Annotated in this window: 27 protein-coding genes and 1 pseudogene; 22 read left to right on the forward strand and 6 right to left on the reverse strand. The window is 55.5% G+C overall.

All coding sequences use genetic code 11. From position 1 onward, the window contains the following. The first annotated feature begins 25 nt into the window (after positions 1-25). The 14 genes from PISL_RS07670 (at position 26) to PISL_RS11560 (ending at position 14606) form a co-directional block, all read left to right on the forward strand. Positions 26-379: a hypothetical protein gene (locus tag PISL_RS07670; RefSeq protein WP_053240439.1), complete on the forward strand. Its 354-nt coding sequence runs from the start codon at positions 26-28 to the stop codon at positions 377-379. Beyond that, positions 379-1296 carry a glycosyltransferase gene (locus tag PISL_RS07675; RefSeq protein ID WP_209319993.1) on the forward strand — a complete coding sequence of 306 codons (918 nt, stop codon included), beginning with the start codon at positions 379-381 and terminating at the stop codon, positions 1294-1296. Before PISL_RS07670 ends, PISL_RS07675 begins: the two co-directional genes overlap by 1 nt. Beyond that, positions 1293-2378 (forward strand): glycosyltransferase family 4 protein, encoded by a 1086-nt coding sequence (locus tag PISL_RS07680; RefSeq protein WP_011763226.1) that lies wholly within the window; start codon positions 1293-1295, stop codon positions 2376-2378. The genes PISL_RS07675 and PISL_RS07680 overlap by 4 nt, the downstream gene beginning before the upstream one ends. Further along, a complete protein-coding gene (locus PISL_RS07685) occupies positions 2360-3454 on the forward strand; it encodes a glycosyltransferase family 4 protein (protein ID WP_011763227.1) in 1095 nt (364 codons plus the stop codon). The genes PISL_RS07680 and PISL_RS07685 overlap by 19 nt, the downstream gene beginning before the upstream one ends. Then, positions 3444-4610, forward strand: a complete 1167-nt coding sequence (locus tag PISL_RS07690; RefSeq protein ID WP_011763228.1) for a glycosyltransferase family 4 protein — start codon at positions 3444-3446, stop codon at positions 4608-4610. Before PISL_RS07685 ends, PISL_RS07690 begins: the two co-directional genes overlap by 11 nt. Positions 4611-4698: 88 nt before the next feature. Further along, a complete protein-coding gene (locus tag PISL_RS07695; RefSeq protein WP_167827666.1) occupies positions 4699-7131 on the forward strand; it encodes a hypothetical protein in 2433 nt (810 codons plus the stop codon). Positions 7132-7222: 91 nt separating this feature from the next. After that, the gene (locus PISL_RS07700; RefSeq protein ID WP_011763230.1) at positions 7223-8338 is read left to right on the forward strand and encodes a glycosyltransferase family 4 protein; all 1116 of its coding nucleotides are present in this window, start codon (positions 7223-7225) and stop codon (positions 8336-8338) included. A gap of 4 nt (positions 8339-8342) precedes the next feature. Beyond that, complete coding sequence (locus PISL_RS11185) at positions 8343-8567, forward strand: class I SAM-dependent methyltransferase (RefSeq protein ID WP_011763231.1); 225 nt, start codon at positions 8343-8345, stop codon at positions 8565-8567. Beyond that, a complete protein-coding gene (locus PISL_RS07710; protein ID WP_053240441.1) occupies positions 8564-9058 on the forward strand; it encodes a class I SAM-dependent methyltransferase in 495 nt (164 codons plus the stop codon). Before PISL_RS11185 ends, PISL_RS07710 begins: the two co-directional genes overlap by 4 nt. Positions 9059-9085: 27 nt before the next feature. Further along, complete coding sequence (locus PISL_RS07715) at positions 9086-10054, forward strand: CgeB family protein (RefSeq protein ID WP_011763233.1); 969 nt, start codon at positions 9086-9088, stop codon at positions 10052-10054. 178 nt (positions 10055-10232) lie between these two features. Further along, entirely contained in the window at positions 10233-11051 is an 819-nt protein-coding gene (locus PISL_RS07720; RefSeq protein WP_011763234.1) for a sugar phosphate nucleotidyltransferase, read from the forward strand. Beyond that, on the forward strand, positions 11020-11988 hold the full coding sequence (locus PISL_RS07725) for a UDP-glucuronic acid decarboxylase family protein (RefSeq protein ID WP_011763235.1): 969 nt from the start codon (positions 11020-11022) through the stop codon (positions 11986-11988). Before PISL_RS07720 ends, PISL_RS07725 begins: the two co-directional genes overlap by 32 nt. Continuing rightward, the gene (locus tag PISL_RS07730; RefSeq protein WP_011763236.1) at positions 11967-13241 is read left to right on the forward strand and encodes a UDP-glucose dehydrogenase family protein; all 1275 of its coding nucleotides are present in this window, start codon (positions 11967-11969) and stop codon (positions 13239-13241) included. Before PISL_RS07725 ends, PISL_RS07730 begins: the two co-directional genes overlap by 22 nt. 57 nt (positions 13242-13298) lie before the next feature. Next, positions 13299-14606 carry an alkaline phosphatase family protein gene (locus PISL_RS11560; RefSeq protein ID WP_011763237.1) on the forward strand — a complete coding sequence of 436 codons (1308 nt, stop codon included), beginning with the start codon at positions 13299-13301 and terminating at the stop codon, positions 14604-14606. Here PISL_RS11560 and PISL_RS07740 read toward each other — a convergent pair. Further along, the gene (locus PISL_RS07740) at positions 14562-14774 is read right to left on the reverse strand and encodes a ribbon-helix-helix domain-containing protein (RefSeq protein WP_053240443.1); all 213 of its coding nucleotides are present in this window, start codon (positions 14772-14774) and stop codon (positions 14562-14564) included. The two genes, PISL_RS11560 and PISL_RS07740, sit on opposite strands and share 45 nt — an antisense overlap. 30 nt (positions 14775-14804) lie before the next feature. Between PISL_RS07740 and PISL_RS07745 the strand changes: the two genes are divergently transcribed. Beyond that, positions 14805-14990 (forward strand): hypothetical protein, encoded by a 186-nt coding sequence (locus PISL_RS07745; protein ID WP_011763238.1) that lies wholly within the window; start codon positions 14805-14807, stop codon positions 14988-14990. 33 nt (positions 14991-15023) lie between these two features. Further along, entirely contained in the window at positions 15024-15743 is a 720-nt protein-coding gene (locus PISL_RS07750; RefSeq protein WP_053240444.1) for a TSUP family transporter, read from the forward strand. On the opposite strand, the gene cysC is transcribed toward PISL_RS07750, so the two are convergent. Both cysC and PISL_RS07760 read right to left on the reverse strand, forming a co-directional pair. After that, positions 15676-16266 carry an adenylyl-sulfate kinase gene (gene cysC, locus PISL_RS07755; RefSeq protein WP_011763240.1) on the reverse strand — a complete coding sequence of 197 codons (591 nt, stop codon included), beginning with the start codon at positions 16264-16266 and terminating at the stop codon, positions 15676-15678. The two genes, PISL_RS07750 and cysC, sit on opposite strands and share 68 nt — an antisense overlap. Beyond that, a complete protein-coding gene (locus PISL_RS07760) occupies positions 16254-17528 on the reverse strand; it encodes an alkaline phosphatase family protein (protein WP_011763241.1) in 1275 nt (424 codons plus the stop codon). The genes cysC and PISL_RS07760 overlap by 13 nt, the downstream gene beginning before the upstream one ends. 71 nt (positions 17529-17599) lie before the next feature. Between PISL_RS07760 and sat the strand changes: the two genes are divergently transcribed. From sat to PISL_RS07780, 4 genes are all read left to right on the forward strand, one after another. Next, positions 17600-18928, forward strand: coding sequence for a sulfate adenylyltransferase (gene sat, locus PISL_RS07765; RefSeq protein WP_011763242.1), 1329 nt, complete (start codon positions 17600-17602; stop codon positions 18926-18928). Continuing rightward, positions 18925-19266 carry a DUF6955 family protein gene (locus PISL_RS07770; protein ID WP_011763243.1) on the forward strand — a complete coding sequence of 114 codons (342 nt, stop codon included), beginning with the start codon at positions 18925-18927 and terminating at the stop codon, positions 19264-19266. The genes sat and PISL_RS07770 overlap by 4 nt, the downstream gene beginning before the upstream one ends. Before the next feature lie 326 nt (positions 19267-19592). Continuing rightward, complete coding sequence (locus PISL_RS07775) at positions 19593-19940, forward strand: paREP15, coiled-coil protein (RefSeq protein ID WP_011763244.1); 348 nt, start codon at positions 19593-19595, stop codon at positions 19938-19940. Positions 19941-20050: 110 nt separating this feature from the next. Beyond that, entirely contained in the window at positions 20051-20617 is a 567-nt protein-coding gene (locus PISL_RS07780; RefSeq protein WP_011763245.1) for a PaREP1 family protein, read from the forward strand. Positions 20618-20857: 240 nt separating this feature from the next. On the opposite strand, the pseudogene PISL_RS07785 reads toward PISL_RS07780, so the two are convergent. After that, positions 20858-21282 (reverse strand): annotated as a pseudogene (locus PISL_RS07785) (PaREP1 family protein). A 562-nt stretch (positions 21283-21844) separates the two neighbouring features. Here PISL_RS07785 and PISL_RS07790 point away from each other — a divergent pair. Together PISL_RS07790 and PISL_RS07795 are read left to right on the forward strand one after the other, a co-directional pair. Further along, entirely contained in the window at positions 21845-23560 is a 1716-nt protein-coding gene (locus PISL_RS07790) for an AAA family ATPase (protein ID WP_245218357.1), read from the forward strand. Positions 23561-23647: 87 nt separating this feature from the next. After that, the gene (locus PISL_RS07795; protein WP_245218359.1) at positions 23648-24106 is read left to right on the forward strand and encodes a hypothetical protein; all 459 of its coding nucleotides are present in this window, start codon (positions 23648-23650) and stop codon (positions 24104-24106) included. A 136-nt stretch (positions 24107-24242) separates the two neighbouring features. Here PISL_RS07795 and PISL_RS11565 read toward each other — a convergent pair whose 3' ends face one another. Beyond that, positions 24243-24371, reverse strand: coding sequence for a hypothetical protein (locus tag PISL_RS11565; protein ID WP_280531759.1), 129 nt, complete (start codon positions 24369-24371; stop codon positions 24243-24245). 132 nt (positions 24372-24503) lie between these two features. Beyond that, positions 24504-25136 (reverse strand): phosphate signaling complex PhoU family protein, encoded by a 633-nt coding sequence (locus PISL_RS07800; protein ID WP_011763249.1) that lies wholly within the window; start codon positions 25134-25136, stop codon positions 24504-24506. Positions 25137-25147 lie beyond the last annotated feature (11 nt).

Here is a 25147-nt window from a genome sequence, read left to right on the forward strand (position 1 = left end):
AAAAAACCCCCACCTTCAATACGGTATGCCGCTGGCGGTGGGGCTGAGGCTAGTCGCGTTGAGGGCAAGAGCGCTGCGCCTAGGCGTCTGGCGCCTCGTGAGCCCCACCGCCAGGGCGCTGATAGAGGCCGCCATCCTCTTCCTGAGGAGGGGCGGGAGGATAAAGTCGCAGACCCTCCTCGCCGCCCTCCAGAGGGCCATGGACGAGGTCATGCAGCTCGTGACCCCTCTCCGCCTAAAGGCAATAGCCCTGGGGAGGGCCGCGGCCAGGGAGAGGGGGGTCGAGGTAGACGAGGAGAGGGCGCTCGCGCTGGGGCTACAGATATTGAACACCCCCGGGAGGTGGAGGCCGAGGATCGCGGCGTGGCCGCTCCCCTAGTGTCCATAGTAGTGCCGACGTTAAACGAGTGTGGAAACGTAGGCAGAGTCCTGGAGGAGGTGAAGAGGTGGCTGCCTGAGGCAGAGGTCGTGCTTGTCGACGGAGGTTCGACCGACTGCACGGTGGAGGAGGCGTCGGAGGCGGCCAGGAGGCTGGGGCTGAGGCTTAAGGTGGTGGCGCAGAGGACCCCAGGGGGCAAGCCCGGCGCCCTAATAGACGGCTTCCGCGAGGCGTCCGGGCGCTGGATCGCCGTGTTGGACGCCGACATGGAGTTCAGCCCCCAGGACCTAGCCAAGATGCTGGAGAGGGCCGGGGGCGTGGACATAGTGCTGGGCTACAGAAGAGACGCGAGGCCCCTCCACCGCAGAGCCATAAGCTGGGGCGCCCGCCTCTTGGCCAAGCTTCTGTTCCCCAGGTGGCGCCGCCTAAAGGACCCCACCACGGAGATGTACGTCGTGAGGAGGGAGGCGATCGCGGGGTGCCTAGGCGACATAAAGCCGAGGATCAAGCCCGTCCTGGAGATACTGACGAAGTGCAGAATCGCCAGCTACGAGCAAGTGGAGGTCACCCAGAGGTACAGGACGGTCGGCGAGAGCAAGTTCAAGCCCAAATGGATACTCCAGTACCTACACCAGGTGCTAGACGAGACGGGCTGGTTCACCCCGAGGTACATAGCCGTCTCCCTCGTCGTTGCGCTTGCGGCGAAGCTCGCCTCGCCGGCGCTCGGGATATTCGCGCTTGGGATAAGCATATTAGGCAGATGGGCCCTTCTCCGGAGGTACCTAGGCCTCCCCCAGATAGCCGCCTCGGAGGCCGCCGCCACCATCGTCAAAGACGCCATAGCACTCATGCCCACCGCCTGGCTCGCGGGCGCCGCCGTGGAGCTCATCCTAGTACACCTGCTGAGGAGGGGATGAGGATACTCTGGATAAACCACAGAGACCCCAGACACCCACAGGCCGGCGGCGCAGAGACCTATATACACGAAATATCAAAACGACTAGTTAAAATGAGCCATGAGGTAACCCTAATAAGCGAAGAAATAGATGGGTTACCAAAAAAAGAAGAACTAGACGGTATAAAGATTTTAAGAATGGGCGATAAAGCAACTATACACATCAAAGCACCCCTCTACGTAAAAAAATATGGCAGTAAATATGATCTAATAATAGACAGCGTAGCTCATGCAGTACCCTGGTACTCCCCCCTAGTTACAAAAACGCCAGTCATCGCTTTGGTCTATCATATACACCAAGATGTGGTAGATATGGAATTAACAAAACCACTAGCATACGTGGTAAAACAGCTAGAAAAGACATTAAAATTATACAAACACTTTATCACAATATCCCAATCGACAAGAGAGGAGCTGAAGAGAATAGTAAAACACGACAAAATACACATCGTACCACCAGGCGTCGACCTAGAGAAATACAGGCCGGGCCCCAAGTCGCCCATCCCCACGGTGCTCTGGGTGGGGAGGATAAAGCGGTACAAGAACCTGGAGCACCTCCTCCTCGCCTTCAGAGAGGTCAAAAGAGAGGTCAGAGACGCCAGGCTTGTGATAATCGGCACGGGAGACCACGAGCCGGAGGTAAAACGGTTCGCCAGATCGCTGGGCACAGACGGCGTAGAGTTCCTAGGCAGAGCAACCGAGGAGGAGAAGATAAAGTGGATGCAGAGCGCCTGGCTCATCGCCTCCACCAGCACAAAGGAGGGCTGGGGGCTCACAATCACCGAAGCCGCCGCCTGCGGAACGCCGGCAGTCGCCTACGACGTGCCGGGGCTAAGGGACTCCGTTATACACGGCGAGACCGGTCTCCTTGTGAGACCGGGGGACGTCAAAGCCCTAGCCCAAGCCATAACTCTGCTACTCATAGACTCGCAGGTAAGAGAGAAGTTGGGCAAAAACGCGTACAGAGTAGCCCAACGATACAGTTGGGACGCCAGCGCAAAGACCATGGCTCAACTGCTGAGAGAGTGGTCGAGCTACCGGTAGTCTTGGTCAACAACAACCCGCCGCACAGCGGCGTCGGGCGATACGCCTACTCGCTCTACCGCTACTCCAGAAAGCTGGGCTACAAGATAGCCATGATATCGCTAGAGAGTTATCTGTTTGACAAAAACTATAATGTGGCCAGGAAGATACACCTAGGCGGCTTGGTTTTATATATGAATTATTTACGTATAAGCAACATAGTTTTCAACTCTGGTAAAATTTATCATATTACAAACAACGGCTATCTTACTAAGTTAATTCCCAAGATAAAACAAGCTTCCAACGCCAAAGTTGTAGTCACGGTATTCGACACAATCCCCTTCTACCGGAGAGAGCTAGGCGACATTCTCCTGGCAATCAGAGCATTCAGTAATATAAGATATGCCGACTTTATTATCATAGACTCAAAGTTCACAGAGATGAGCCTGCCCAGCTACCTGTCGCACATTCCAAGAAAGGTAATTCCGCTTGGAGTCGACCACGACCTCTTCAAGCCGCGGGATAAGGCCTGGGCACGGCAGGAGCTCGGCCTACCGTCCACCACGCCAATACTGCTCAACGTAGGCACCGAGGAGCCGAGAAAAAACATACCAACACTGCTGAGGGCCTTCAGAGAAGTTGTGAAGAAGATGCCCAAGGCGAAGCTCATAAGGGTGGGCCCCATGGAGAGACCCACGGCAAGGCTAATAAAGAGGCTCGGCCTTTCAGACAATGTACTCTACACCAGGGTAGACGACCGGAAGTTCGCGTTGCTCTACAATGCGGCCGACGTCTACGTCCACACCGCCTACCTAGAGGGATTCGGGCTACCGGTGCTAGAGGCGATGGCCTCCGGGACGCCAGTGGTGGCGGGCAAAGCCGCCTCAGTGCCGGAGATTGCGGGGGACGCCGCCATCCTCACAGATCCCTTCGACGTAGAGGGAATCGCAGGAGAGGTTCTGCGCGTCCTCACAAACCGCGGTCTTAGAGAAGAGCTATCACAGAGGGGATACCAGAGAAGCCTCAGATTTTCGTGGGAGAAAACTGCGCTTGAAACAATAGAGGTCTATAGCCGCTTGGTTGAACATGGGCATTAGCTTGGCCATATACAGCGTGCTCAATGTTGGCTATGGGGGCGGATTTGAGAGGTGGCTATACGAGACGGTCAGCAGATTCAGCGCCAGAGGATACAAAATTACGGTAATCACTACAAAGGCCGGGAGAGTTAGAGATGCGAAAGCAAAGAGTCGTTTTCTAAGTCTGCCGAACGTGAACCTCGTCGAACTGAACAACGCGGACAAGCCGTTCACAATCCCGACGGACCTTAGAAAGTTCTTCAAAACATTAAGCGACGCCGAACTCCTGTATTTCAATAACGCATTCGCTGCAAACGAGCTCTTGGCGTATCTAGCGAGAAAGTTCAAAGGTCTGAGGGTTATAAGCGGTTATCTTGGCACCTTTCACAACGTCGGCGGATTCGCCCGCATGGCTTACCACACATCAATCAACTTAACAGTAAGCAGGCATTTCGACGCACATCATGTGCTCAACAAAGAACGGCTTAACTGGCTAAAGTCGCTAGGCTACAAAAACATATACTACATTCCGCCTGGCGTTGACCTAAACAAATTTAGACCTATCCGCGAAAAGGCGGAGACCTTCACCGTACTGTTCGTAGGGCGGCTAGAATACCAGAAGGGGTTCGACATGCTTGCTGAGGCTATCCATGTACTTAATATAAGAGACAGAGAGAAAATACGGTTTTTAATCTGCGGCGACGGCTCCCTCGCAACCGTAGCAGAGCTCCTAACGTCAAGATACGACAACGTCCACTGGAAAAAATGGTGCGAAGAGAAAGAGCTCATAGAAATGTATAGCACATCGCATATAACTGTAGCCCCGTCTAGGTATGGGTACGAAGAATTCCTATTAGTGCCGCTTGAGTCAATGGCTTGCGGCACACCTGCAGTCACCACAGACATCCCGGGACCCAGAGAATACGTAAGAAACTTCTATAATGGGCTCAGAGTCCCACTTGACAAAGAATACATAAAATATGCTATAGAATTTTTCAAAAATATTTGGTATAAAAATAGAGAATTATATTTTAAATACATCAAAAATGCTTTGGATACTGCCTCGGCATTTGATTGGAATAAGGTAATTAATAAACTGGATAATATGTTTAGACATGTGCTGTGCTGCACGGAAACTCAGGAGAATTCTGGCTATGAGCATAGGCCGAATATATAATAATAAAATATTAATAAATTCAAAATTTGTTTTATATTTTATAGTTATAATTTTTTATTTTATTTTAACATTGTTAATATTAGCGCCAGTGCTAATGCCTCAAGGGATCCCATTTTACGGTGATGAGGTGTTCTACCCGCTTAATAATATTTCCTATTTTGGGGTATATGTTTCGAAAAATCCTGTACTAGACTTCTATATATGGAAAAATTCCGGAGGACCTGATCCCCCGCTTCTCTATTTTTCTCATACGCTACCTCTCTATATCTTAATTACTCTATTTGGTCAAGAACTTGGAGTTAAAGCTTTTCAGCTAATTCTAGCATCAATTCCCGGTATTTTTTCCTTTATTTCACTGTATATTCTTTTAAAAGAATTTAAGCCTTTAAGTGAAAAGAAAAGTATTGTATTCTCTCTAATTGGATCTCTGATATACTCATATTCGTTTTATAGTGGAGATCTAACAGGTCTTGGTACAACTATTGGCGTAGTTTATGGCACGTTTCCGCTAATGTCGGCGCTTTCGATCAGATTTCTCAAAAGGGGCAATATATCAGATCTATTCTTTTTATCGCTGTTGTCGATGATAGCGAGCGCACAGCCTTTCTGGATCTACCTGCTAGGAATATCTCTCGTCTTGTCTTTTCTGCTACTGGGGTTAAATAGATCGGTGATTAAGCGGCTCTTTATACTAGGGGGCACGCTCATTTTGGCCAACTCCTTTTGGATATGGTCAACATTAATGGGATACTTAAAAGGCGCCTCCTGGATATTTTCAAGTTATACAACGTCCGAGCTAATCACGTACGATAACCTCAAGTTCCTTTCTTTCTGGAGAGTTCTCGATATTATGCTGATGGGGGAGAGACAATATTATTTCATCTGGCTTCATCCGCAGACAATACGGCCTGAGAATGTAGTTATTCCCATCGTAGCGGCCGTTGCTATACTACTTGGGAGACGGAACAGACTAGTCCTTTACTTTAGTCTCATGTTAGTGTTGGGTATATTTCTTACGAAGGGAGTCCACGAACCTGCCGGCTACGTCTACTACGAGTTAGCTAAAAACTTACCATACGGATTGGGAGCTATCTTAAGAAATCCTACAAAGTTTATACCTTTAGTCGTATACTCATACTCATTTTTAATATCGTATTCTATCGTAGAGCTGTTTAGTAGATATCGGAAAATTTTTGCGCGTATAGGATTGGTCGGTGCTCTAGTACTAGTCTTCTACAGCATTTTTACCGTGACGCTAACATATCTCTCCCACTACACCTGGAAGGTATATTCTCCCACATATATCCCGAACGTATATATAAACGCCAATAAGTGGCTTCTAGATCAAGGAGGCAATTTCACTGTTGTTTGGTTACCTGTAGGCGGAGCCTACGTATGGAAACCGTATGTAATTTCGGCGTTTCCACTACCTCTTTCTTCGGCCCCCGCCTCATCGGTTTCACCTCTTATCAATAATAAAATAATAGATAATGCTACCGAATTGTGTAATATATTGACTTATTTAGGTGTTAAATATGTGTTATATCACAATGATTCACTAGATGTACAGCAGAGCGGTCGTATTTTAAAAGGTCTGAGGTCTAGCTTCTGCCTAAGACCTGTGGCGTCTTTTGCCCAGACCGTTAAGGCTATAGATGTTTCTAATAGTCCACCGCCTAAGAACGGAACGTGGATTCTGGGTCTACCTGTTCAAACAGTGGATGTTCCCCTAAAAATTATACGGTCAAATGACACATTGGTCCGTGGTGAAAACACCATCGTAGTGTATTACAGAATCCCGTCATTCGTAGTGAATCAAGGTTACAAGGGTAGATTCTGGCCTGGATTCAGCGTTGCCCTCAACGTGTATAAAGCGGGTTCCCTAGATCTAAACGATAGATTAGTTATAGCGATTTTAGATAATGGCGGCCTCAAGAAACAGATCTTAATAAACGACACTTCTGGCTATATAATATTCAATGTTAACCTTACCAATTGCCCATATAACGCCGTAGATATCTATGCAAATTTCTACGGCTGTTGTTTCAAGCCGTTAACGCCCTCTTATTATTTAGGAAGGTTTAGAGTAGAGCCGGACAGCGTCCCGATAGGCATAGAGGTCTTCGAGAACACTGGGTACAGAGGCCCGGTCTTCGTCGCCAACGGCTCCGCCGAAGTCCTCAGTGTTGTGCAGTTGGATCCGATCCACTGGCGCGCTGTGGTGAACGCAAGCGGGCCGTTCCTCCTCGTCTTCACGCAGCCCTTTGACAGGCTGTGGGAGATCGAGCTTCCGCCGGGATACACGGCGAGCCACTTCCAGTGCTACATGGCCAACTGCTACCTGATAAACCCCAACGGCCGCAATGGCGTTGTAACAGTGGACTTCGTCTACGGCCTGCAAATATACCAGACGGCCGGCTTCCTAGTGACCTTTTCGACCCTTGCGGCCTTGGCATACCTTGCGTTTTTCAGGGGATCTAACGCCTCTTTACGCAGTGTACTACGCCGGTTCCTCTCTTGACAATCTCAACCGTTCTGCAGATATAGAATCTATCTAGGGTTGAAAGTAGTGTGTACGAAAATTCATATTCTTATGGGTTTAATAATTTCCTATGCGCATTGTAGGGTTTAGGGCGAGTTCTTCTGGTATTGCCACATATACTGCCGAGCTGGCGAAGGCCTTGGCTCGTGTTGATAGGGTTGTTCTTGTGGCGTTTGGTATAGATAGGAGCTTGAAGTCTGAGCTTGTCTCGAAGGGGGTGTCGGTGTTGGATTTGGGGCCTGATCCGGGGTGGAGGTTTGACGTGGGTGGGCCTTTTCTGGCTTATGGGCTTCTTCGGCGTCGGGTTCGTAGGGCTTTGGGGGAGGGCGGCTACGCTGTTTATACGATTCCTGGGTTTGCGTTGGGAGAGCGTAGACCGGGGATTGTGGTTGCGTGGGGGCATCTGGGGTTCTGGCAGCTTCTGGGGGTGGGGGCTAAGTGGCTTCCTCATCTGTTTAAGTTTGTTGGTGTGCCAAATACGTCGGCGTATTGGCTTCTTGATAACTGGGTTTTTCGGAGGGCGGAGACTATAGTGGCTTTGACAAGCTGGTCTTTTCGGCATTACAGCAGGCGTTATGGGGATAGGGTGGTGTGGATCCCTCCGCCTGTCGAGCCGGCTCCCTGTAGCTCTCCTGGGGATAGGTTGCGGCTGGTCTTCGTTTCTAGGGATCTCGGTTTGCCTAGGAAGAACCTTGCGCTTGTTGTGAGGGCTCTTTCTGGCTTGGGGCCTTATCTGAAGAAGATGTCTTTGACTCTGGTGGGGGAAGGCGGAGGGCGCCTCGCCGACCTGGTCAGCAGGTTGAGGGGGCGCGGTCTCGAGGTGAGGCTGACGGGGAGGCTTAGCAGGTCGGAGACTCGGCGGGTGCTCTGCTCTTCCGACGTTTTGCTGTATCCCTCGTTTTACGAGGAGTTGGGTTATGCCGTGCTCGAGGCTATGGCGGCGGGTCTTGCCGTTGTGGCGTCTAACGTGCCGCCGTTTGACGACTTTGTTGCTGAGGGTATCAACGGCTTTCTCGTTGACCCCGTAGACCCCAAGCCTCTTTCGAGAGTTTTGGCGGAGCTGGTGGAGCACAGCGATCTTCTCATTAAGTTGAAGGCCAACAGCTTGTCTATCGTGAAGAACAGGTTTAACCCGCTGGCTGTTGCAAGGCAGTTTCAAAAAATTATATTAGGTAAGGGTAGATAGCTACATGCCCATTTTCACACACGGAAGGCTAAGGATCGAGGTTCCTCGGGGCTACGAGTTCGTCTACTACGCCACATTCGTAGCTGGTGAGTGGGATTATCTCAAGGTGCGTAGGGGCGATAGAGTTCTCGACGCGGGGGCTTTTATCGGCGACTACACGCTTAAGTTGGCGAGGAGGGCCGGGGAGGTGGTGGCTGTTAACCGCTCCCCTGGGCCTTCGAGATCTTGAGGAGGAACGTGGAGCTTAACGAGCTCAAGAACGTGGTGTTGGTGAACAAGGCGCTGTGGGATGTCGACGGGGTGCGACTCAAGTTGATGGACAGGGGAACCGCCTCGGCTGTTGGGGAGGGCGATGTCGAGGTGGATACTGTCACAGTCGATTCTCTGGGCCGTTTTGATGTGGTGAAGATGGACATCGAGGGCGCCGAGGGGAGGGTCGTGGGTGGGGAGTGGCTCGGCCACGTGCGGGAGATCGGCGTAGAGCTACATGGGAGGGACAACATCGACGCGGTTCTGACGGCCCGCGGGTTCTCCGTGAGGTTTATAGGGAGGAGGGACCTCCTCTTGAACACCGCCAGAAATATCCTAGCCCACCCGCTGGGTTTCCTCAAGGCGGAACTGCGTACGCACATCGCCATTGATACTTTGAGGGGGAAGTACTCGGTGCCCGCCCTAGAGAGCGATGAGGTCAAGATCGTCTACGCAAGGAGGAAAGTTTAAAGCTTTTGGATAGCTTCTGTTTCTCCCGTGAAGGATGGCCGAGAAGCCGTCAAGCTTCTGCTGATCGGCGCGAAAAGGCGTTTCAACGCCGAATACTTCTACGCTAGAGCCTTCGCCGAGTTGGGCGCCTCTGTGGACGTCGTTGATCAGTACGTGGGTCTGAGGAGGGGCGATTTGGCGCGTATTGTCCTTTCGAGAGTTGGCGTGGGGGGCGAGCTTTTCAGGCGCCGCCTGCCGGTTAATCGCCTCGTCAGAGGCCTCCGTTTGGGCGAGTACGATGCGGTGGTTGTCTTCAAGGGGGAGTTTCTGGATAGGCGCGTGCTTGAGCTTTTGTCTGAGTATAATGTCTGGCTTTTTTGGCCGGACACGCTTAGGTATCTGCCGCTTCTAAGGGGGCGTCTCCAGTTCTTCAGGGGGGTGTTCGTGGCCACTGACCGCCACGACTTCTTTTTCCGGCTGGGGGCGCGGAGGGTTGTCACGGTCAGGTGGGCGTGCGATCCGGAGGTGCATAGGCCTGTGCCGGCCGAGAAGGTGTATGACGTCTCTTTTGTTGGCACCTTTTACTGGCATAGGTGGCGTGTGTTGCGGCATCTCAGGAGGCGCCCTCACGTCTTTGGCGGCTTCTGGATTCTGAAGGCTGGGGTGCACCACCCGCCTGTGTATGGTGAGGACTATGCCAAGGTGGTATCGGCTACGAGGGTTAACCTCAACATTCACCACCCGAGGGATCTTGTGGCTGATGCGCCCAACATGCGCACTTTCGAGGTTGCGTGTATGGGCGGCTTTCTGCTTACGGAGGACATGCCGAGCCTCAGGTCGCTGTTTAGCAGAGTGGCAACGTATAGAGGAATCGACGACCTGAACGAGAAGGTGGAGTACTACCTCTCAAACGACGCCGAGCGCGAGGAGGTGGCGGCGCGTATGCGGGAGGAGGCTCTGGCGAGACATACCTACCTCCACAGGGCGGAGGAGCTGATGGGAGTCATCTTGACCTGAAATATTCCTAAGACGGATGATGTAGCAGTATACGAGACGTAATTAGGGTGTTAGGTGATCGACCGTCTGGCTGATTTAGGTTGGCTGGTGCTCTCCGTACTACTGTGGCAAGTGGTGATGCCAGCAGGGACGGCTCCCCCCTCCTATCATACATTTAAACTTTGGTGTTTTGCGGAGTATGCAGGCTGTTGTGGCGGCGGCTGGTCTTGGTACGCGTCTTCTGCCGGCTAGTAAGGAGGTGCCTAAGGAGATGTTTCCTGTTTTTGTGTGGGAGGGGGGTTCTCTGTTGGTTAAGCCTGTGTTGCAGGTGGTTTTTGAGCAGCTTTTTGACGCCGGCGTGAGGGAGTTTTGTTTTGTGGTGGGTAGGGGTAAGAGGGCTGTGGAGGACTACTTCACGCCCGACTGGGGGCTGGTGGAGTATCTGGAGAGGGCTGGCAAGGCCGAGGCGGCGGGGGCGCTGGCCCGCTTCTACGAGAGGGTTGAGGCCTCCGCTATTTTCTACGTCAACCAGCCCAAGCCTCTTGGGTTTGGCCACGCCGTCCTTACGGCTGAGCCGTTTATACACGGCGATTTCGTGGTGGCGGCTGGCGACACGTTCCTCATGGACGGGGCGCCTCTCGCCGCCCTAGTCTCCTCTCCCCCCATGGCCATTATGGTTAAGGAGGTGGAGGACCCGAGGCAGTATGGGGTGGCCGTGGTGGAGGGGGGGAGGGTCGTGAGAGTGGTGGAGAAGCCTAGGGATCCGCCCTCCCGCCTGGCTATACTCCCCTTCTACAAGCTCCCCAGCGACTTCTTTAGATATCTTAGGAGGGTTAGGCCGGGGGTCGGTGGAGAGATCCAGCTGACGGACGCAATACAATTGGCTATTGAGGAGGGGGTCGAGGCTAGGCCGGTCTTCTACGGGGGTGAGTACGTCGACGTGGGCACTCCGCAAACCTATTTAAAAGCCCTCGAGCTGGCTCTACATGTGGCGAGAAAAAACTCTAGAGTTGATTAAGAGGCCTGGGGGGTCGGGGCGGGTCCTCATCACGGGCTGCGCGGGGTTTATCGGGAGTTGGCTGGCCGAGGCCTACTCGGGGGCTGGGTGGGAGGTGTACTGCGTGGACAACTTCTCGACTGGGCGTATGGAGAACATCTCCCACCTCCCCGTCCGCCTCCTTAGGGGGAACGTGGAGGAGGTGGAGCTGCCGAGGTTCGACTTGGCTTTCCACGGGGCTGCGCTTCCGGCGCCTGATTTCTACGTCAAGAGGCCTGTGGAGGCTATGTTGCCGGATAGCCTGGGCCTCCTTAGGGTTCTTAGGAGGGCGGCGGAGTCGGGGGGGCGGGTGGTGTTTCTCAGTAGCTCGGAGGTCTATGGAGACCCCGAGGTGGTGCCTACGCCTGAGTCCTACTGGGGTAGGGTGAACCCGGTGGGGGTTAGGAGCCCATACGACGAGTCGAAGAGGTTTGGCGAGGCGTTGTGTATGGCCTTCCGTAGGGAGTACGGCGTTGATGTGAGGGTCGCCAGGATCTTCAACACCTACGGCCCCCGCCTCGACCCCGACAGCTCCTACGCCCGGGTTGTGACTAAGTTTCTCGTCCAGGCGCTGAGGGGCGAGCCTATTACTGTACATGGCGACGGCCTCCAGACTAGGAGTTTTGCCTATGTGAGCGACGTGGTAAACGGCTTGATTACCATCGCCCACTGCGAGAGGTGCGCCGGGGAGGTGTACAACGTGGGTAGCGACGAGGAGGTGACTATCCTCGAGCTCGCCAAGCTAGTCAAGGAGGTGGCGGGCTCGGCCTCCCCCATTGTACACACGCCGCCGCGGCCCGACGACCCCAGGAGGAGGAGGCCGGATTTGTCTAAGCTGAGGGCTCTGGGGTGGGAGCCTGTGGTAAAGCTTAAAGAGGGTCTTTCCCTGACTCTGCTATGGCTTCGCTCTCTGTTCTAGGGCTGGGCTACGTGGGGGTTGTCCACGCGGTGGGCTTCGCCCTGCTTGGCCACAGGGTGGTGGGGTACGACGTGAATCCCTCTATCGTGGAGAGGCTGAGGGCGGGGAGGCCCCACATATACGAGCCGGGGCTGGAGGAGGCGCTTGGGAGGGCTCTCTCCAGCGGGAGGCTGTCTTTTGCGGAGTCGGCGGAGGAGGCCGTGGCCGCGACTGATGCGACGTTTATCGCCGTGGGGACTCCGCCCGCCCCCGACGGCTCGGCCGACTTGCGGTATGTGGAAGCCGCCGCTAGGGCCGTGGGGAGGGGGATCAGGGCGAAGGGCCGTTGGCACCTCGTGGTGGTTAAGTCGACTGTGCCGCCTGGGACGACGGAGGGGCTTGTGGCTAGGGCTGTGGCTGAGGAGGCGGGGGGCGTGAAGTTCTCGGTGGCGTCGAATCCGGAGTTTCTTAGGGAGGGGTCGGCCCTGGAGGACTTCTTCAAGCCGGATAGGATCGTCATCGGCGCCGGCGACGAGAGGGCGGCCTCCTTCCTGCTTGACGTCTACAAGGCGGTGGATGCGCCTAAGCTCGTGATGAAGCCGAGGGAGGCCGAGTTGGTTAAGTACGCCTCCAACGTCTTTCTGGCGTTGAAGATAAGCTTTGCCAATGAGGTGGGGCTTTTGGCGAAGAGGCTGGGGGTCGACACATATAGGGTGTTCGAGGCCGTGGGCCTCGACAAGAGGATTGGGAGACACTACTTCGGGGCGGGGCTGGGCTTCGGGGGGTCCTGCTTCCCTAAGGACACCCTGGCCTTCATCCGCTTTGGGGAGTCTCTCGGCCTTGAGATGGCTATCTCCAAGGCCGTCCTTAGGGTTAACGAGTATATGCCGAGGTACGCCGTGCAGCTCCTCGAGGAGAGACTCGGGGGGCTGAGGGGGAGGCACGTGGGGGTTCTGGGCCTCGCGTTTAAGCCCAATACAGACGACGTGCGGGAGTCTAGGGGGGTGGAGGTGGCGAGGCTCCTCCTGGAGAGGGGGGCGAGGGTCTACGTCCACGACCCGATGGCTATGGAGAAGGCGCGGGCCGTCTTGGGGGACTCGGTGACGTATGTGGAGGACCCCCAGGCCCTCCTCGACCAAGTGGAGGGGGTGATAATCGCCACAGCCTGGCCGCAGTACGAGGGCCTCGACTACCGGGGCAAGGTGGTGGTAGACGGCAGATACGTAAAGAAGGCCAGAGAGGCAAAGATATACGAAGGCGTGGCGTGGGCTTAGTTTTGATTGTGTAGAGCATGGGTCATTAACTTTTTTATACTCTTTTTTTTTCGTCGTGTGAATGTTTTTCTGATTGTGGTGGATTCGCTTCGGCTGGATTTTGCGGGGGAGCTTTTGTCGGGTTTGAAGCGGCGTGGGTTTAGGGTGTATGAGAGGGCTGTGGCGGCTTCTAACTGGACCATTCCGTCTTTTGGGTCGATGCTTACGGGGCTTTACCCCTCTCTCCACGGGGGGCATGAGGAGGGCGATAGGGTTTTTCCCGTGAGGTGGGGGGATATGGTGTCTTGTAGGTTGGGTGAGCTTGGGTTTCACCCGGTTGTGCTTACTGAAAACCTGCTTCTCTCGCCGGCATATGGCTTTAAGTGTTTTGAGGTGTGGGAGTATTTCAACTGGTGGTTTTTTGTGTTTAAGTTGAGCCGTGAGGAGTATGGAAGAGCGATTGGCGAGTTTGTTAGGAACGGCAATAACGCGGTTAGGGCTGGTCTGAGTTTACTGAGGCAGGGCCGTCTTGGTTTGCTTTCTAAGCTCTTTGTTAACTATTTGGCTTACAGGGCTGTGGCGCTGAGGCGTGGACCGGTGGATAGGTGTTCTCGGTGTATTATTAGGGATGTGACGAAGATAAAGACACCGGCCTTTGTGGTGGTGAATTTTATGGAGGCGCATGAGCCTTATACTTATACAGAGTTAGGCACCCCGTATTTACCTACCTACGACTTTGTGGAGATGTTTAGGGAGGGTCGTGCGCCGCGTGAGTTGGTGGATTTGTGGAGGAGGTGGTATCCGCGGGCGGTTGGGCTGGCGTCTCGTCGGGTTTTTGAGCTTTTGGATGTGTTGGAGGATGGGGGGCTCTTGGACGATAGTCTTGTGGTTGTGGCTAGTGACCATGGGCAGCTTCTTGGCGAGTTTGGGCTGGTGGGGCATCTGGCTCTTCTTTCTGATGAGCTTGTGCGGGTTCCGCTTGCGGTTAGGTTTCCGTCGGGGGTGGAGGTGGTTGGGGGTGGTGGGTCTGGCTGGGTTTCTAACACGGCTGTCAAGCGGCTTGTGTTGGAGGTGGCGCGTGGCGTGAGGAGGTTTGATGAGGGGGTTCTCTATTCGGATGTGGTGTTTTCTGAGACTTTTGGGCTTGGCTTCACGTCGTGGCCTCGGGTGTGTAGAGACGGGGGCTGTAGGCTTCTGCCTAAGCGTAGGGTGGCGGTGTATAAGGGGGATTTTAAGCTTGTGTATAACGTGACTGATGGGGTTGTGGAGGAGGTGAGGGGGTACGGGGGGCGGCCGGATGGGGATGTGGCTGGGGATCTTCTGAGGGAGGTGTTTGGGTTTTTAAAGGTAGCCGAGGGCCTCCAGTTTTCTCCTGAGGGCCTCTAGCTCTTCTGGGGTTAGGTGGGGGTTTTTTGTGTCTTGTTTTAGGGCTACGACTTCTCTGAGTATGTAGGTGACGTATTCGGAGACTGAGGTGAATCCTGTGTCTTTTATCATCTCCTGTAGGCGGCGGTATAGGGTGGTTGGGATGGAGACTGTGGTGTATCTGCCCACACATTTATATTGGTCTCTTTTTTAAGTCTTATGCAAATAAACATTAGAGACGACTTGTATGCGAGGGTTGCTGAGTACGCCAAGAGACTTGGCTTGTCTGTGGAGGAGTTTGTAGAGGTTGTTTTGGAGCGTGTGGTTGGGGGTGGTGGGCGGCCGCTTTCGCCTGGGGAGGAGGCTGAGCTTAGGGAGAGGCTTAGGGCGCTTGGGTACGCCTAATAACGTTTAATTAGTGGTTGTTTTTTGGGGGGTGTGTGGTTTCTGGTGGGGTCTTTTGTGGCTTCGGTGGTGAATGGGGGGCTGGGGTATGGGTATAGCTCTGTGTTGGTTCCTCTGCTTCTTCTTGTTGTGCCTGCGGCGTCTGTGGTTCCCTATGTGAATCTTGTGGAGTGTTTTCTTAACCCCTACGTCTTGTGGTCTAATAGGGGGTTTTTGCCGGGTGGGGTGTGGGGGGTGGCGTGGCGTATGTTGGTGGGGCTTGTGCCGGGGGTGTTGGTGGGGGGCCTCCTCTTGGGGGTTTTGGATGGGCGTGTCGTGAGGGGGGTTGTGTATGGGGTTTTGATTCCGCTTGGGGTTGCGCAGCTTTTGGGTTTTAGGTGGCCTGTCCGGGGGGCGTGGCTCTCTTTTGTGGGTTTTGTGGTTGGGGTTCTTTATGGCCTTACTACGATTTCTGGGCCTCTTCTCGCCTTGTTTTTTGTTAACCAGGGCTTGGCGAGGGGGGAGTTTAGGGCGGCTTTGGGGGTTGTGAGGACTGTGGAGTCTTGGCTTGCGGCTGTGTGGTACTGGTGGCTTGGGCTGTCGGGGCCGCATCTCTTTGATCTGAATCTTCTCTTTCTGTTGGCGCCTGTGGTGCCTGGGGTGTGGCTTGGGAGGCGTCTTGTGGATGGGGTTGGGGTGGAGGGGTTTAGGAGGGCTGTGTTGGGTTTCGACGTGGTTTTGGCGGGGGTTGGCCTTGTGAGGACAGTGTTGTGAGTATTAGGTGGGCTAGCTCTTGGGCGTTTTTCTCGGGGGGTTGTGCCGCGGTGTCGAGGACGATGTCTGGGTTTTGGGGTTCTTCGAAGGGGTCGTCTATCCCGGTGAAGTTTTTTATCTCTCCTCTGAGGGCTTTGGCGTAGAGGCCTTTTGGGTCTCTCTTTATTAGCAGGTCTAGGGGGGCTTTGGTGTATACCAGGAGGAGGGGGGCCTCCTCCTCTACTATCCTCCGGACTGTCTGCCTTGCTTCTTCGTAGGGGGTTATGAAGGCGGCGAGTACCACTATGCCGTTTCTTGCGAGTAGCCTGGCTATCCAGGCCGCCCTGGTGAGGTGTCTGATTCTGTCTTGGCGGGTGTAGCCTAGGTCTGTGTTTATGGTCTGGCGTAGTTGGTCGCCGTCGAGGACCTCGGCCTTAATGCCTTGTCCTCTTAGGATTTGGGCTGTCAGTTTGGCTATGGTGGTTTTTCCCGACGCCGGTAGCCCTGTGAACCAAGCGACGAGGCCTTTGTCTAGGCACTCCATAGGGCTTCTATGTATTGCGCTACGTCTAGGGCGTGGATGTCTTTTTTCTTGGCGTCTCCCCAGGTGGCTGCGTAGAAGCCGTTGAAGCTGTGTAGGGAGTCGTCTGGGCCCCTGTCGTTTTCTGGGAGCCAGGGGTCTGGGTGTCCGATGGTCTGGACTGGCCGGACGCGCACCTCGTCGAGGTACACCACCAGGTCTGGGTAGTCGCCTGTGGCTTTTCGGTATAGCTGACGCGGCTCATATATCTGGTTTTCTATGTAGCCCCAGGGGGCCTTGAGAGTCCTTAGCTTCTTTTTTAGTTCTTTCTTTATGTCTTCTGCCTCTTCTGGATCCACCGTCCCCTGGGGTCTGTCTCTGGTGTTTATGTATATCCTGGCGTAGTAGCCGCCCCACGCCACGGCTTTTGTCCTCCGCCAGTTGACTACCTTCTCTATGTCTTCTCCTGGCTTCTCTTCGTATTCTACGAGGCCCCACTCCCTCAGTAGCTGGTTTATCGCTAGGACTCCGCGTTGTGCTTGGTTTCCGTGGTCTGATATGGCTAGTATCTGGGTGTCTGGGGGTAGCCTCTTTATTAGCTGGCCGGCTAGCTGGTCTACGAGCTGGTAGTACGTGGGTATTTTGTCGGCGTGGGGGCTGTCTGGGGCGTATTTGGGGTGTTGGGGGTCCCAGTACTTCTGGAAGAGGTGGTGGGCTCTGTCTGTGCCTATTTCGTGGAGGACGAAGACGTCCCACTCCTTTTCCAGTAGCTTTTGGGCTACTCTGAACCTGGCGTGGGTCATCTCGGCTAGCTGTCTGTAGGCCTCCTCTTTTCTATCTGTGCGGTATTCTATGTCGAAGATGTAGTGGCCGATTTCTTCGGCTAGTTGCGGTGGATGTGTCCAGGGGCGGCCCTTTGGGGTTAGGAAGTCGCTTATCCAAATGCCGTATTGTCTCGGCGGGTAGCCCGGCGGCAGGCCTATCACAACTGACCTAAGCCCCCTCCTTTCCCATACATATTTCTCTCTTAGGTCGACCGACGTTACTATGTACGTGTCGTAGGAGTGGCGTCTCATGTGTCTAAAGCCGTATATGCCGAGTTCCCCGGGGTCTTTTCCCGTGAACATGGAGGCCCACGCCGGCACTGTGATTGGCGGGTCGACTGCCCTCATTACGCCCCAGCTACCTCTGTCTGCAATTTCTGCGAGGTTTGGTAGTTGGTCTCTCAGTTTTATAAAGGCCTCGTAGGGCACTCCGTCTAGGGCTAGTATGAACAGCTTATCCACTAGGCGGCATACTCCTCCCTTTATATTTGTTGCGGGCGTCAGATTAATAAAGGTTAATTAGTCGATGGGCTGTGGTTGAACCACATGGGGGGAGGCTTGTCTATAACGTGGTTGAGCCGGAGAGGGGGGCTGGTCTGCCGGGGCTTGAGATTAAGCCGACTTTGGGGCCTGACGGCGCCCCTATTAGAAATCCCTACCGCGAGGTTGTGTCTATAGCTATGGGCTTCTTCAGCCCGGTGGAGGGCTTTATGACTAGGAACGAGGTGGATAGCGTTCTTAGGGAGAGGAGACTTCTCAGCGGCTGGCTCTTTCCCTTCCCCCTCATATTTGACGTAGATGAGGAGGATCTGAAAAAAGCCGGCATAAAAGAGGGGGATGCAGTGGCGCTTACGTTGAAGGGCAGGCCTTTCGCCATTCTACAGGTGGAGGAGGTGTATAAGCTAGGCGATAGGAAGGAGCTGGCCGACGCGGTCTTCGGCACGCCGGAGAAAAACGGGGAGGTGGTGAAGAGGAGGTTTGACGAGAAGCACCCCGGCTGGCTGATATACCGCTCCCTAAGGCAAGTGGCGCTCGCGGGGAAGGTCTGGCTACTGGGCCAGCCTAAGTTTAGAGAGCCCTACTCCCGCTTCTGGATGCCGCCCGCCGCCTCCCGCAAATACATAGAGGAGAGGGGGTGGAAGATCGTGGTTGCCCACCAGACGAGGAATGTCCCCCACGTGGGCCACGAGATGTTGATGAAGGCGGCGTTGTTCTCCGCGGGCTGTGGGAGGCCTGGCGACGCCGTGTTGGTTAACGCCATTATTGGCGCTAAGAGACCCGGCGATTATGTAGACGAGGCCATCTTGGAGGGTCACGAGGCTTTAAACAAAGCCGGCTACTTCCACCCCAGCCGCCACGTGGTGACCATGACTCTCTGGGATATGAGGTATGGGGGCCCGCTTGAGTCTATCCTCCACGGCATTATTAGGCAGAACATGGGGGCGACCCACCACATGTTTGGCCGCGACCACGCATCGGTGGGGGACTACTACGACCCCTACGCCACCCAGTACCTCTGGACGCACGGCCTCCCGAGCTACGGCTTAAACGAGCCGCCCCATTTGACAGATAAGGGGCTTAGGATTAGGCCGGTGGTGCTTGGGGAGTTTGCCTACTGTCCTACCTGCGGCGGCTATACTTACCTTGGGGGACCGGGGGAGCTTCCGCTTTGTGGCCACGAGGTGGAGCGGCTGTCGGGGAGCCTCCTAAGGGGGGTCGTGCTAGAGGGTCTGCGGCCGCCCAGGGTGGTGATGAGGCTTGAGGTATACGACGTGATAGTCAAGTGGTGGCGTGTCTACGGCTATCCGTTTGTAAACGAGAGGTATCTGAGGCTGAAGGAGGAGCAGCTGGAGGTGGTATGAGGTATAAAATTGGGCTTCTACTGGACGAGAGGCGGTATGAGGCTGTTAAGGGCCTGCCGCTTGCAGAAAAGCTGAGATCTCTATTTGGCGGAGAGCTTAAAATCTTGGAGCTAGAAGTCGACGAGGAGGTTGCCAAGAGGATTCTCGCCGAGTTTCCATCGGCGAGGGTAGACGCCAGAGGCTACCTGGAGGATCTCCCCGTGGCTTTCAAAAGGGCGCTGTTTGAGGCTTTGGTTGCAAGAGGTTCGCCTGCGGAGGCCCTAGCCGAGGTTTTTAGACGCATCGAAGAGGTGAAGGAGGCCGCCTCGCGGGAAAGCGACTATCTCCCGCCGCCGTAAGGCGACGTCTATGTACTACGCCACGTCTCAGCTAGAGACTTTGAGACAAAGGGAGCGAGGCGTTACAGTCGCTGACTACCGCGAAGACGGCGTCAAGGGCGTCGCCCGGGGCCTACAAATCGTGCAGGCGAGGTTGTCGGCTCTGTGCCACATGCGTGCTCCTGGGCCAGTCTCCTGGCGCCCGCGTCGGCCGCTCGCCCCTTCCTGGGCCTCGCGCTTGGCTCTTCCGGCTTCCGCGCTAGCCCGGTCCTACAGCGGCTTATAAAGGCGGCCTCCCGCCTCTTCCTCCTCTTCGCCGGCCACCTCGGCGTTATGTTTATATTTTTGTGTGGGCTGTGGATACTGTGGCGCAGGAGGCTCTTAGAATAGCTGTGGATAGGGTGGTGGAGAAGCTTAGGGAGGGCAAAAAGCTCTCCACGGAGGACATCTTCCTCCTATACCTCGGCGCCATAGTAAACGAGCTGGGGGGGATAAGAGGCGAGATCGCGCGGCTAGAGCAGAGGATAGACCAGATAAGCCAGAGGATTGACGCGCTGGCAGACAGCCTAAGCAGGAGAATTGATGAGACAAACAAGCGGATTGACGCACTCAGCGCCCGTATAGACGACGTGCAGAAGACTCTGCTGGAGATACAGCGCCTCTTGGTGGAGTTGTTGAAGGCGGGGCGGGCTTAGTCAGAAGTGGGTGGTTTAGATAGGCTAGTCTCGTCCTAGGGCGGGGCTTTCAGTTCCCGACTTGTGCGTGGATGAGGTAGATGGCCGAGCTCTAAAGTTTTTTAAAAACTGTGTATCTTTTTGTGGTGTCCACCGAGTTTTTAGAGAGGCCTCTGCCTAAGCCCACCGGCGAGGGGTACATTACGGCGCGTCTTCTGGAGGCTCTTGTGGAGACTGGGCTTGCGCTGGAGTTCCTACGGCGCGGTCTTGTGAGGAATGCGGCGGGGAAGGCCTTCCAGGCTTGGAGGGCATACATGGCGGCTCTCATGAGGCTAGAGCTCGAGAAGCTCAAGGCCGCCGCCAAGAGCGAAGAGGAGAGGCGCTGGCTGGAGTCCACAGCCGTCCCCCGCCTCCCCACAACCAAGATGAAAAGACTCTCACAGATGCTTGAAGAGGTGGGGCACGCTGGCGTTTTGCCTTATACGGCTGTAGCCCTCGATCTCCACGACTACCAGTACCACGGGCCGGACCCGGACGCCGCCCTCTCAAAATACACGTCTAGGGAGGAGGCGGCGAGAGACGTTGTGGCGCTGTTGCGCGAGCTAGCCAGACGTGTGGAGGCTGTGAGGGCGAGGGTGAAGTGGACGGGGGAGCTAGAGAGGGCTTTGGCTGAGGTGAGGGGGGTTCTTGGGGGGTAGGGCCTTCGGGGGGTGGCGTTGGGTAGCTCCGGGTGGTTGCGTGTTGGGGTTCTGTAGGGCGGTGGCCTTGTCGTCTCGGTGGCTTCTGTATCTCGGCGGTTGGGGGTCTGGGCGGCGGTTGCGGTGGCTGAGGGGGGCCTCTGGGGGGCTCCGCCGTTTCTGTAGCTGGGTTTGTTGTTTGTGGCGGCCGCCGCCGGTGGCTGGGGTCTGCCTTCGGGTGAGGGGCGGGGGTGCCTGGCGCTACTGCGTCTGGCCGGTCTTGATTCTGGTTTCTACTTCTCTTACCAGCTTCCCCACCTCCTCCATGGCGTCCTCCACGTGCTCCTTCCTGCACCAGCCCTCGTAGAGGCACGTGTGCATGGCGTTTCCGGCGTTCCACGCGTCGGTGGCACATCTGCCGAGGTCTCTGCGGAGGACTGTGCCGTATTCCCACAGCTCGCCGTGGCTGGCGAGCCTCCTCCCCTCTCTCTCCACGCCGTGTAGGCCTTCACGGCTAGGGCGGCGGCGCCCCACAGCTTCTCAGCGGCCTGTCTCACATCGCCTCTCTCCAGCTCCTCCCTGGCCTGCTCTAGGAGGTTCCTCGCCGCGTTGATGTACTCCTCAGCGCGGGACCTGGGGTCGAGGCCCTGGGTGAGCAAGTCGACGAGGTACTCCTCAACGCTCATCCCAAGCCTCCTCCCTGACGCGCTCGGCGATGCTGCGCGGGAGGGTCAGGGCTGACATCAGACTTCCCCACGCTACACATATTAATATCTTTGCAGTTTTCTGAGGGCGATTCGCCGGCTCACGGACAGCGGAGCCCAGGCCCATTATAAAGGCTTCGTTCTTTAGGGCGGGGACTACACGGCATCTGTATAGAGAGCATTCCTGCGCTGAGGCGCGGGGCCGGAGGTGAGGAGAATCGGCATATGGCCTGGCGGCAAGCTCCGGAGGCCGGAGGTTACGCGGCATTCCGGTTGTGAAGGTGGATCCGAGACGCTCCTCCTCTCCAGTGCGAGAAGAAACTAATGAGAGGCGATGTGCCTGAGGCACATCTTGTGCCGGCATTGCGGGTGGGAGGGGGTAGAGACGTGGCGAAACATCGAAAGGAGGGCACTCGAGGAGGGCCGCGTGCCGCCCGGCCCACGTCAGAGGTTTCACAGATGCCAATGAAGGCGCAGGCATAGCGTTAGGCGGCAAATGGCAGTGGAGAATACATATATAGTGTTGTAGTGCTATAGCTCCTATGTGGTGTTTTTTAGTTCGGGAGAGCAATTGGGATTGGGTGTGGCTATGAGGGTGTTGATGAGGGATTTGGGCCCGGTGAGGGAGGGGGAGGTGGAGCTTGGGGATGTCACGTTGTTTATGGGCCCGCCCAACACGGGGAAGAGCTACGCTCTGCGGGCTATCTATGCGAAGTTGTCGCCTCTTGACAGATACGCCGCTGGGCGTGTGGAGGGGAGGCTGTCGACTAGGATTGCGGAGTATCTAAAGCGGGGGTTCCGGGCGGAGATGTCGGCAAGCGTCCGCAGGTTGGTTTCTGGGGTGGTTGAGCTGGTTGCGACTTTGAGGTCGGGTGGACGTGAAGAAGCTCGTACCGTTTTGGGGCGGATGGGCGAGGTGGGTCTTCAAGTGGCTGAGGCCGGGGGCTCTGTTGTCGTTAGAGGTCCGCCGATGGAGTGGGCGGTGGACGTGGGTGTCTTGAGGAAGATGGCTGCGGACGCGTTTTACGGCTTTATGGCCGAGCTTGTGCCTGTGAGGGGGGTGGACGCGGTGCGGCTTGAGCCGCTCGAGCCGCTTGATGTTGTGGGTGCGCTGAGGCGCAGTGTTGAGGCGGAGCGCCGGTATCCGTTGAGGTGGTTTGGGCAGGCAGGTGAAGTACTTAGGAGGTTGGGTTGTGGGGGTGATGAGTTGGAGCGTCTGCTGTTCTCGTCCTCGGTGAGTCTTCACTTTGATGTTTGGGTGGGTGGGAGGTCGAGTGTATGGCTTGAGTTCCGCATAGATACGCGGGCTTTCTCGCCGGGGGGCGCTGGCCACGTGGAGAAAACCGATGGGGGTTTGTCCAAGGCGTTGGACAAGTATGTGGAGGAGTTGGTGTCTGAGGTTGTGCACTGGTCGGCTACCTATCTTTCTAGTGCTGTGGTGGAGGGCGTCCGCGACGCTTTGAGAAGCCGCCTTGGTTTTGAGGGGCTGCGTTTTGTTCCTTTTGGCAGAAGTGTGCTCGTCTTGGCGCTGGAGAGCGCTTCTAGGGAGCCGTATGCCAGGCCTGTGTACCTGCGTAGGTTTGTTGGGGGGTTCTATCCAAGCGTGTTGGCGAGCTATGTCTACTGGGCGAGCGAGGGGCGGAGACGTCTGTTGGAGGGGCTCGACGAGGCGGGGGCGAGGGTTCTCGACGCCGCCACGCCTTTGCTAGAGGGCAGGTTGGTGCCGGGCGCCGCCGGGAACGTGCTATATAGGGACTGGCGGGGGTCGCTTGTCGAGTTTCGACTCTCTTCTGCTCTTGTAGGCGAGGTCTCCGGCCTTCTCTTCCCCCTGCTGAGCGCGGGCGGTAGATCTCTGGTGCTTGTCGAGGAGCCCGAGGCCCAGTTGCACCCCGGGGCGCAGATAGCGATGGCGCTCTTCTTGGCCTCGCTGCCGGCTCTATGCGGGTGTAGGGTCGTGGCTACCACACACAGCGACTTGCTGGCCATCACCATGAGCCAGCTGGCGGTGCAGAGGCCGGACAGGCAGTGGGTTGTGGAGTTGCTGGCGAGGGTTCTGCCCCATGTGAAGGAGGGCGTTGACGTGTTGGCTGGGGCCGTGGCAGAGGCCGCCGTAGACTTGAGGATTTACGAATTCACCAGAGAGGGCAAGGTGGCGCCTGTGAGGCCGGAGGACGTGCTCGGCAAGGAGGTGCCTGGGATAAGCAGGGTAATCGACGAGCTCACCGATTGGGCCTTCCGCCTTGCGAGCCGCCGGGAGTGAACAAATATGCCGGGTCTGCGGCCTGAATGTCTTCAGACGCCCAACGTGGGGAGGCGCTGTTGTATCTGTGGGGAAAACGAATGCTTTGTGGCGTTGTCGGATAGGGGCTTCACGATTCTGTTTGCCGACGGCGAGGAGGCAGTAGCTGAGGGGCCGCGTTGCGACTGCATCGTTGTCCTTAGAAGAGACAACTATGTGGAGATTTACTCAGTTGAGCTCAAAAGAATAGCTGTCGGTGAGAGTAAAGCAGATGACGCGCAGGATCTTGGTAAGTATAAAGCCGATGATGCGCTGAACCCCGATACGCTTAGGCAGAAGTGCCAGAGATGTCTCAAGTGGGCCGAGGAGGTGGTAAACAAGTTTAACTCGCCTAGTAGGAGGGGGGTGGAGGTTGTCAAGAACTGCGTAATAGCGATCCCGATGGAGGTATTCCAGAAGGTCGCTACGCTCGTGCGTAGAGAGCGGTTTAGATACAAGCCAAGTGGCGCACAGCTACGAATACTATATTGCAACGATTCTATAACCGGCCATGCAGAAGTTCTCTGAAGTTCAAAACTGGGCGTTCAGATGGCGCCGGCCCTTGTTGGAGTGCTTAATGGCGTGTCGCCAGCCCGTGAGTCTCAAGCCGTGGCTGAGCGTGCCGTTTGTCCCTAGGCGATCATTATTGACAGTTCTTGACTAATCACGCTAGGGACTTTCTCCTAGCCCACGCCTTCATGGGTATCCAAGATACCTCGGGCGTGGGGTCATTGGGCATGGGGCCGGGCGGCACGCGGCCCTCCTTGAGTACACGCCTTTCGATGTTTACCACCGCGGCAACATCCCTTCCCTACTGCCGCCCGCAGCGTGGACACGGCGGTCGCCAAATCCGCGTGCGTGTCCCGAGCTGGGGGTGGCGAAACAAGGGGGGCTAAGCCGCTTTTTTATAACTGCCTTCCTGTTGTCATTGCGGTGCTCCTCTACCAGGGGCGTGGGGGCGGGCCTTCCCTGTGATTAAATAATACACGTGGTTGGTTATATAGACGGCGTGGTCTGACGCTCTTTCAAGTAGTCTGAGGATTACCGTCTCCATAACTTTACACCTATCTGCGCCTTTTAGCACCTCCATAAGTGCCTCTTCGTAGCTTTTATCTACTACCTCGTCGTCTAATTTCACTACCTCTTCTAGTTTTGAAATGTCGCGGTTGAGGAACATATCTACCGCTGTGGTGACCATATGTATAACCACGTTGCCCACCTCTTGGACTTTTTTAGACTGACATCCGCCGCCGAGTTTTTCAACTACTATAGCTATGTCGTAGGCGTAGCGCGCTATTCTATATAAGTCGTAGGAAATAAAAAGCGCGCTTTTTAAAAAACGTAAGTCTATAGCCACGGGGTTGTAACGGGCGACTGTCTCCATAACTAGGTCGGAGACTTCGTCATGTATGTTGTGTAATCTAGAGGCGACCTCTCTAATTTTTTCTGCACTTACACCTCCTGACAACGCCGTAGATAAAGCCTCTACGGCAAGCTTAGCGCCTTCTCTAAGTCTCTTAGAAATCTCCTCTTCTGCCAGATCTAGAAGTCTCCGCATGAGATATATAA

Source organism: Pyrobaculum islandicum DSM 4184 (assembly GCF_000015205.1).
GTDB classification, from domain to species: Archaea; Thermoproteota; Thermoprotei; order Thermoproteales; family Thermoproteaceae; genus Pyrobaculum; species Pyrobaculum islandicum.

Bases quoted from the DNA above. Each gene is read 5' to 3' on its own strand.
- PISL_RS07770 (WP_011763243.1), top strand. From the start codon at position 18,925: ATGAGGTATAAAATTGGGCTTCTACTGGACGAGAGGCGGTATGAGGCT.
- cysC (WP_011763240.1), bottom strand. From the start codon at position 16,266: ATGGAGTGCCTAGACAAAGGCCTCGTCGCTTGGTTCACAGGGCTACCG.
- PISL_RS07690 (WP_011763228.1), top strand. From the start codon at position 3,444: ATGGGCATTAGCTTGGCCATATACAGCGTGCTCAATGTTGGCTATGGG.
- PISL_RS07670 (WP_053240439.1), top strand. From the start codon at position 26: ATGCCGCTGGCGGTGGGGCTGAGGCTAGTCGCGTTGAGGGCAAGAGCG.
- PISL_RS07800 (WP_011763249.1), bottom strand. From the start codon at position 25,136: ATGCGGAGACTTCTAGATCTGGCAGAAGAGGAGATTTCTAAGAGACTT.
- PISL_RS07700 (WP_011763230.1), top strand. From the start codon at position 7,223: ATGCGCATTGTAGGGTTTAGGGCGAGTTCTTCTGGTATTGCCACATAT.
- PISL_RS07745 (WP_011763238.1), top strand. From the start codon at position 14,805: ATGCAAATAAACATTAGAGACGACTTGTATGCGAGGGTTGCTGAGTAC.
- PISL_RS07725 (WP_011763235.1), top strand. From the start codon at position 11,020: ATGTGGCGAGAAAAAACTCTAGAGTTGATTAAGAGGCCTGGGGGGTCG.
- PISL_RS11185 (WP_011763231.1), top strand. From the start codon at position 8,343: ATGCCCATTTTCACACACGGAAGGCTAAGGATCGAGGTTCCTCGGGGC.
- PISL_RS07730 (WP_011763236.1), top strand. From the start codon at position 11,967: ATGGCTTCGCTCTCTGTTCTAGGGCTGGGCTACGTGGGGGTTGTCCAC.
- PISL_RS07680 (WP_011763226.1), top strand. From the start codon at position 1,293: ATGAGGATACTCTGGATAAACCACAGAGACCCCAGACACCCACAGGCC.
- PISL_RS07720 (WP_011763234.1), top strand. From the start codon at position 10,233: ATGCAGGCTGTTGTGGCGGCGGCTGGTCTTGGTACGCGTCTTCTGCCG.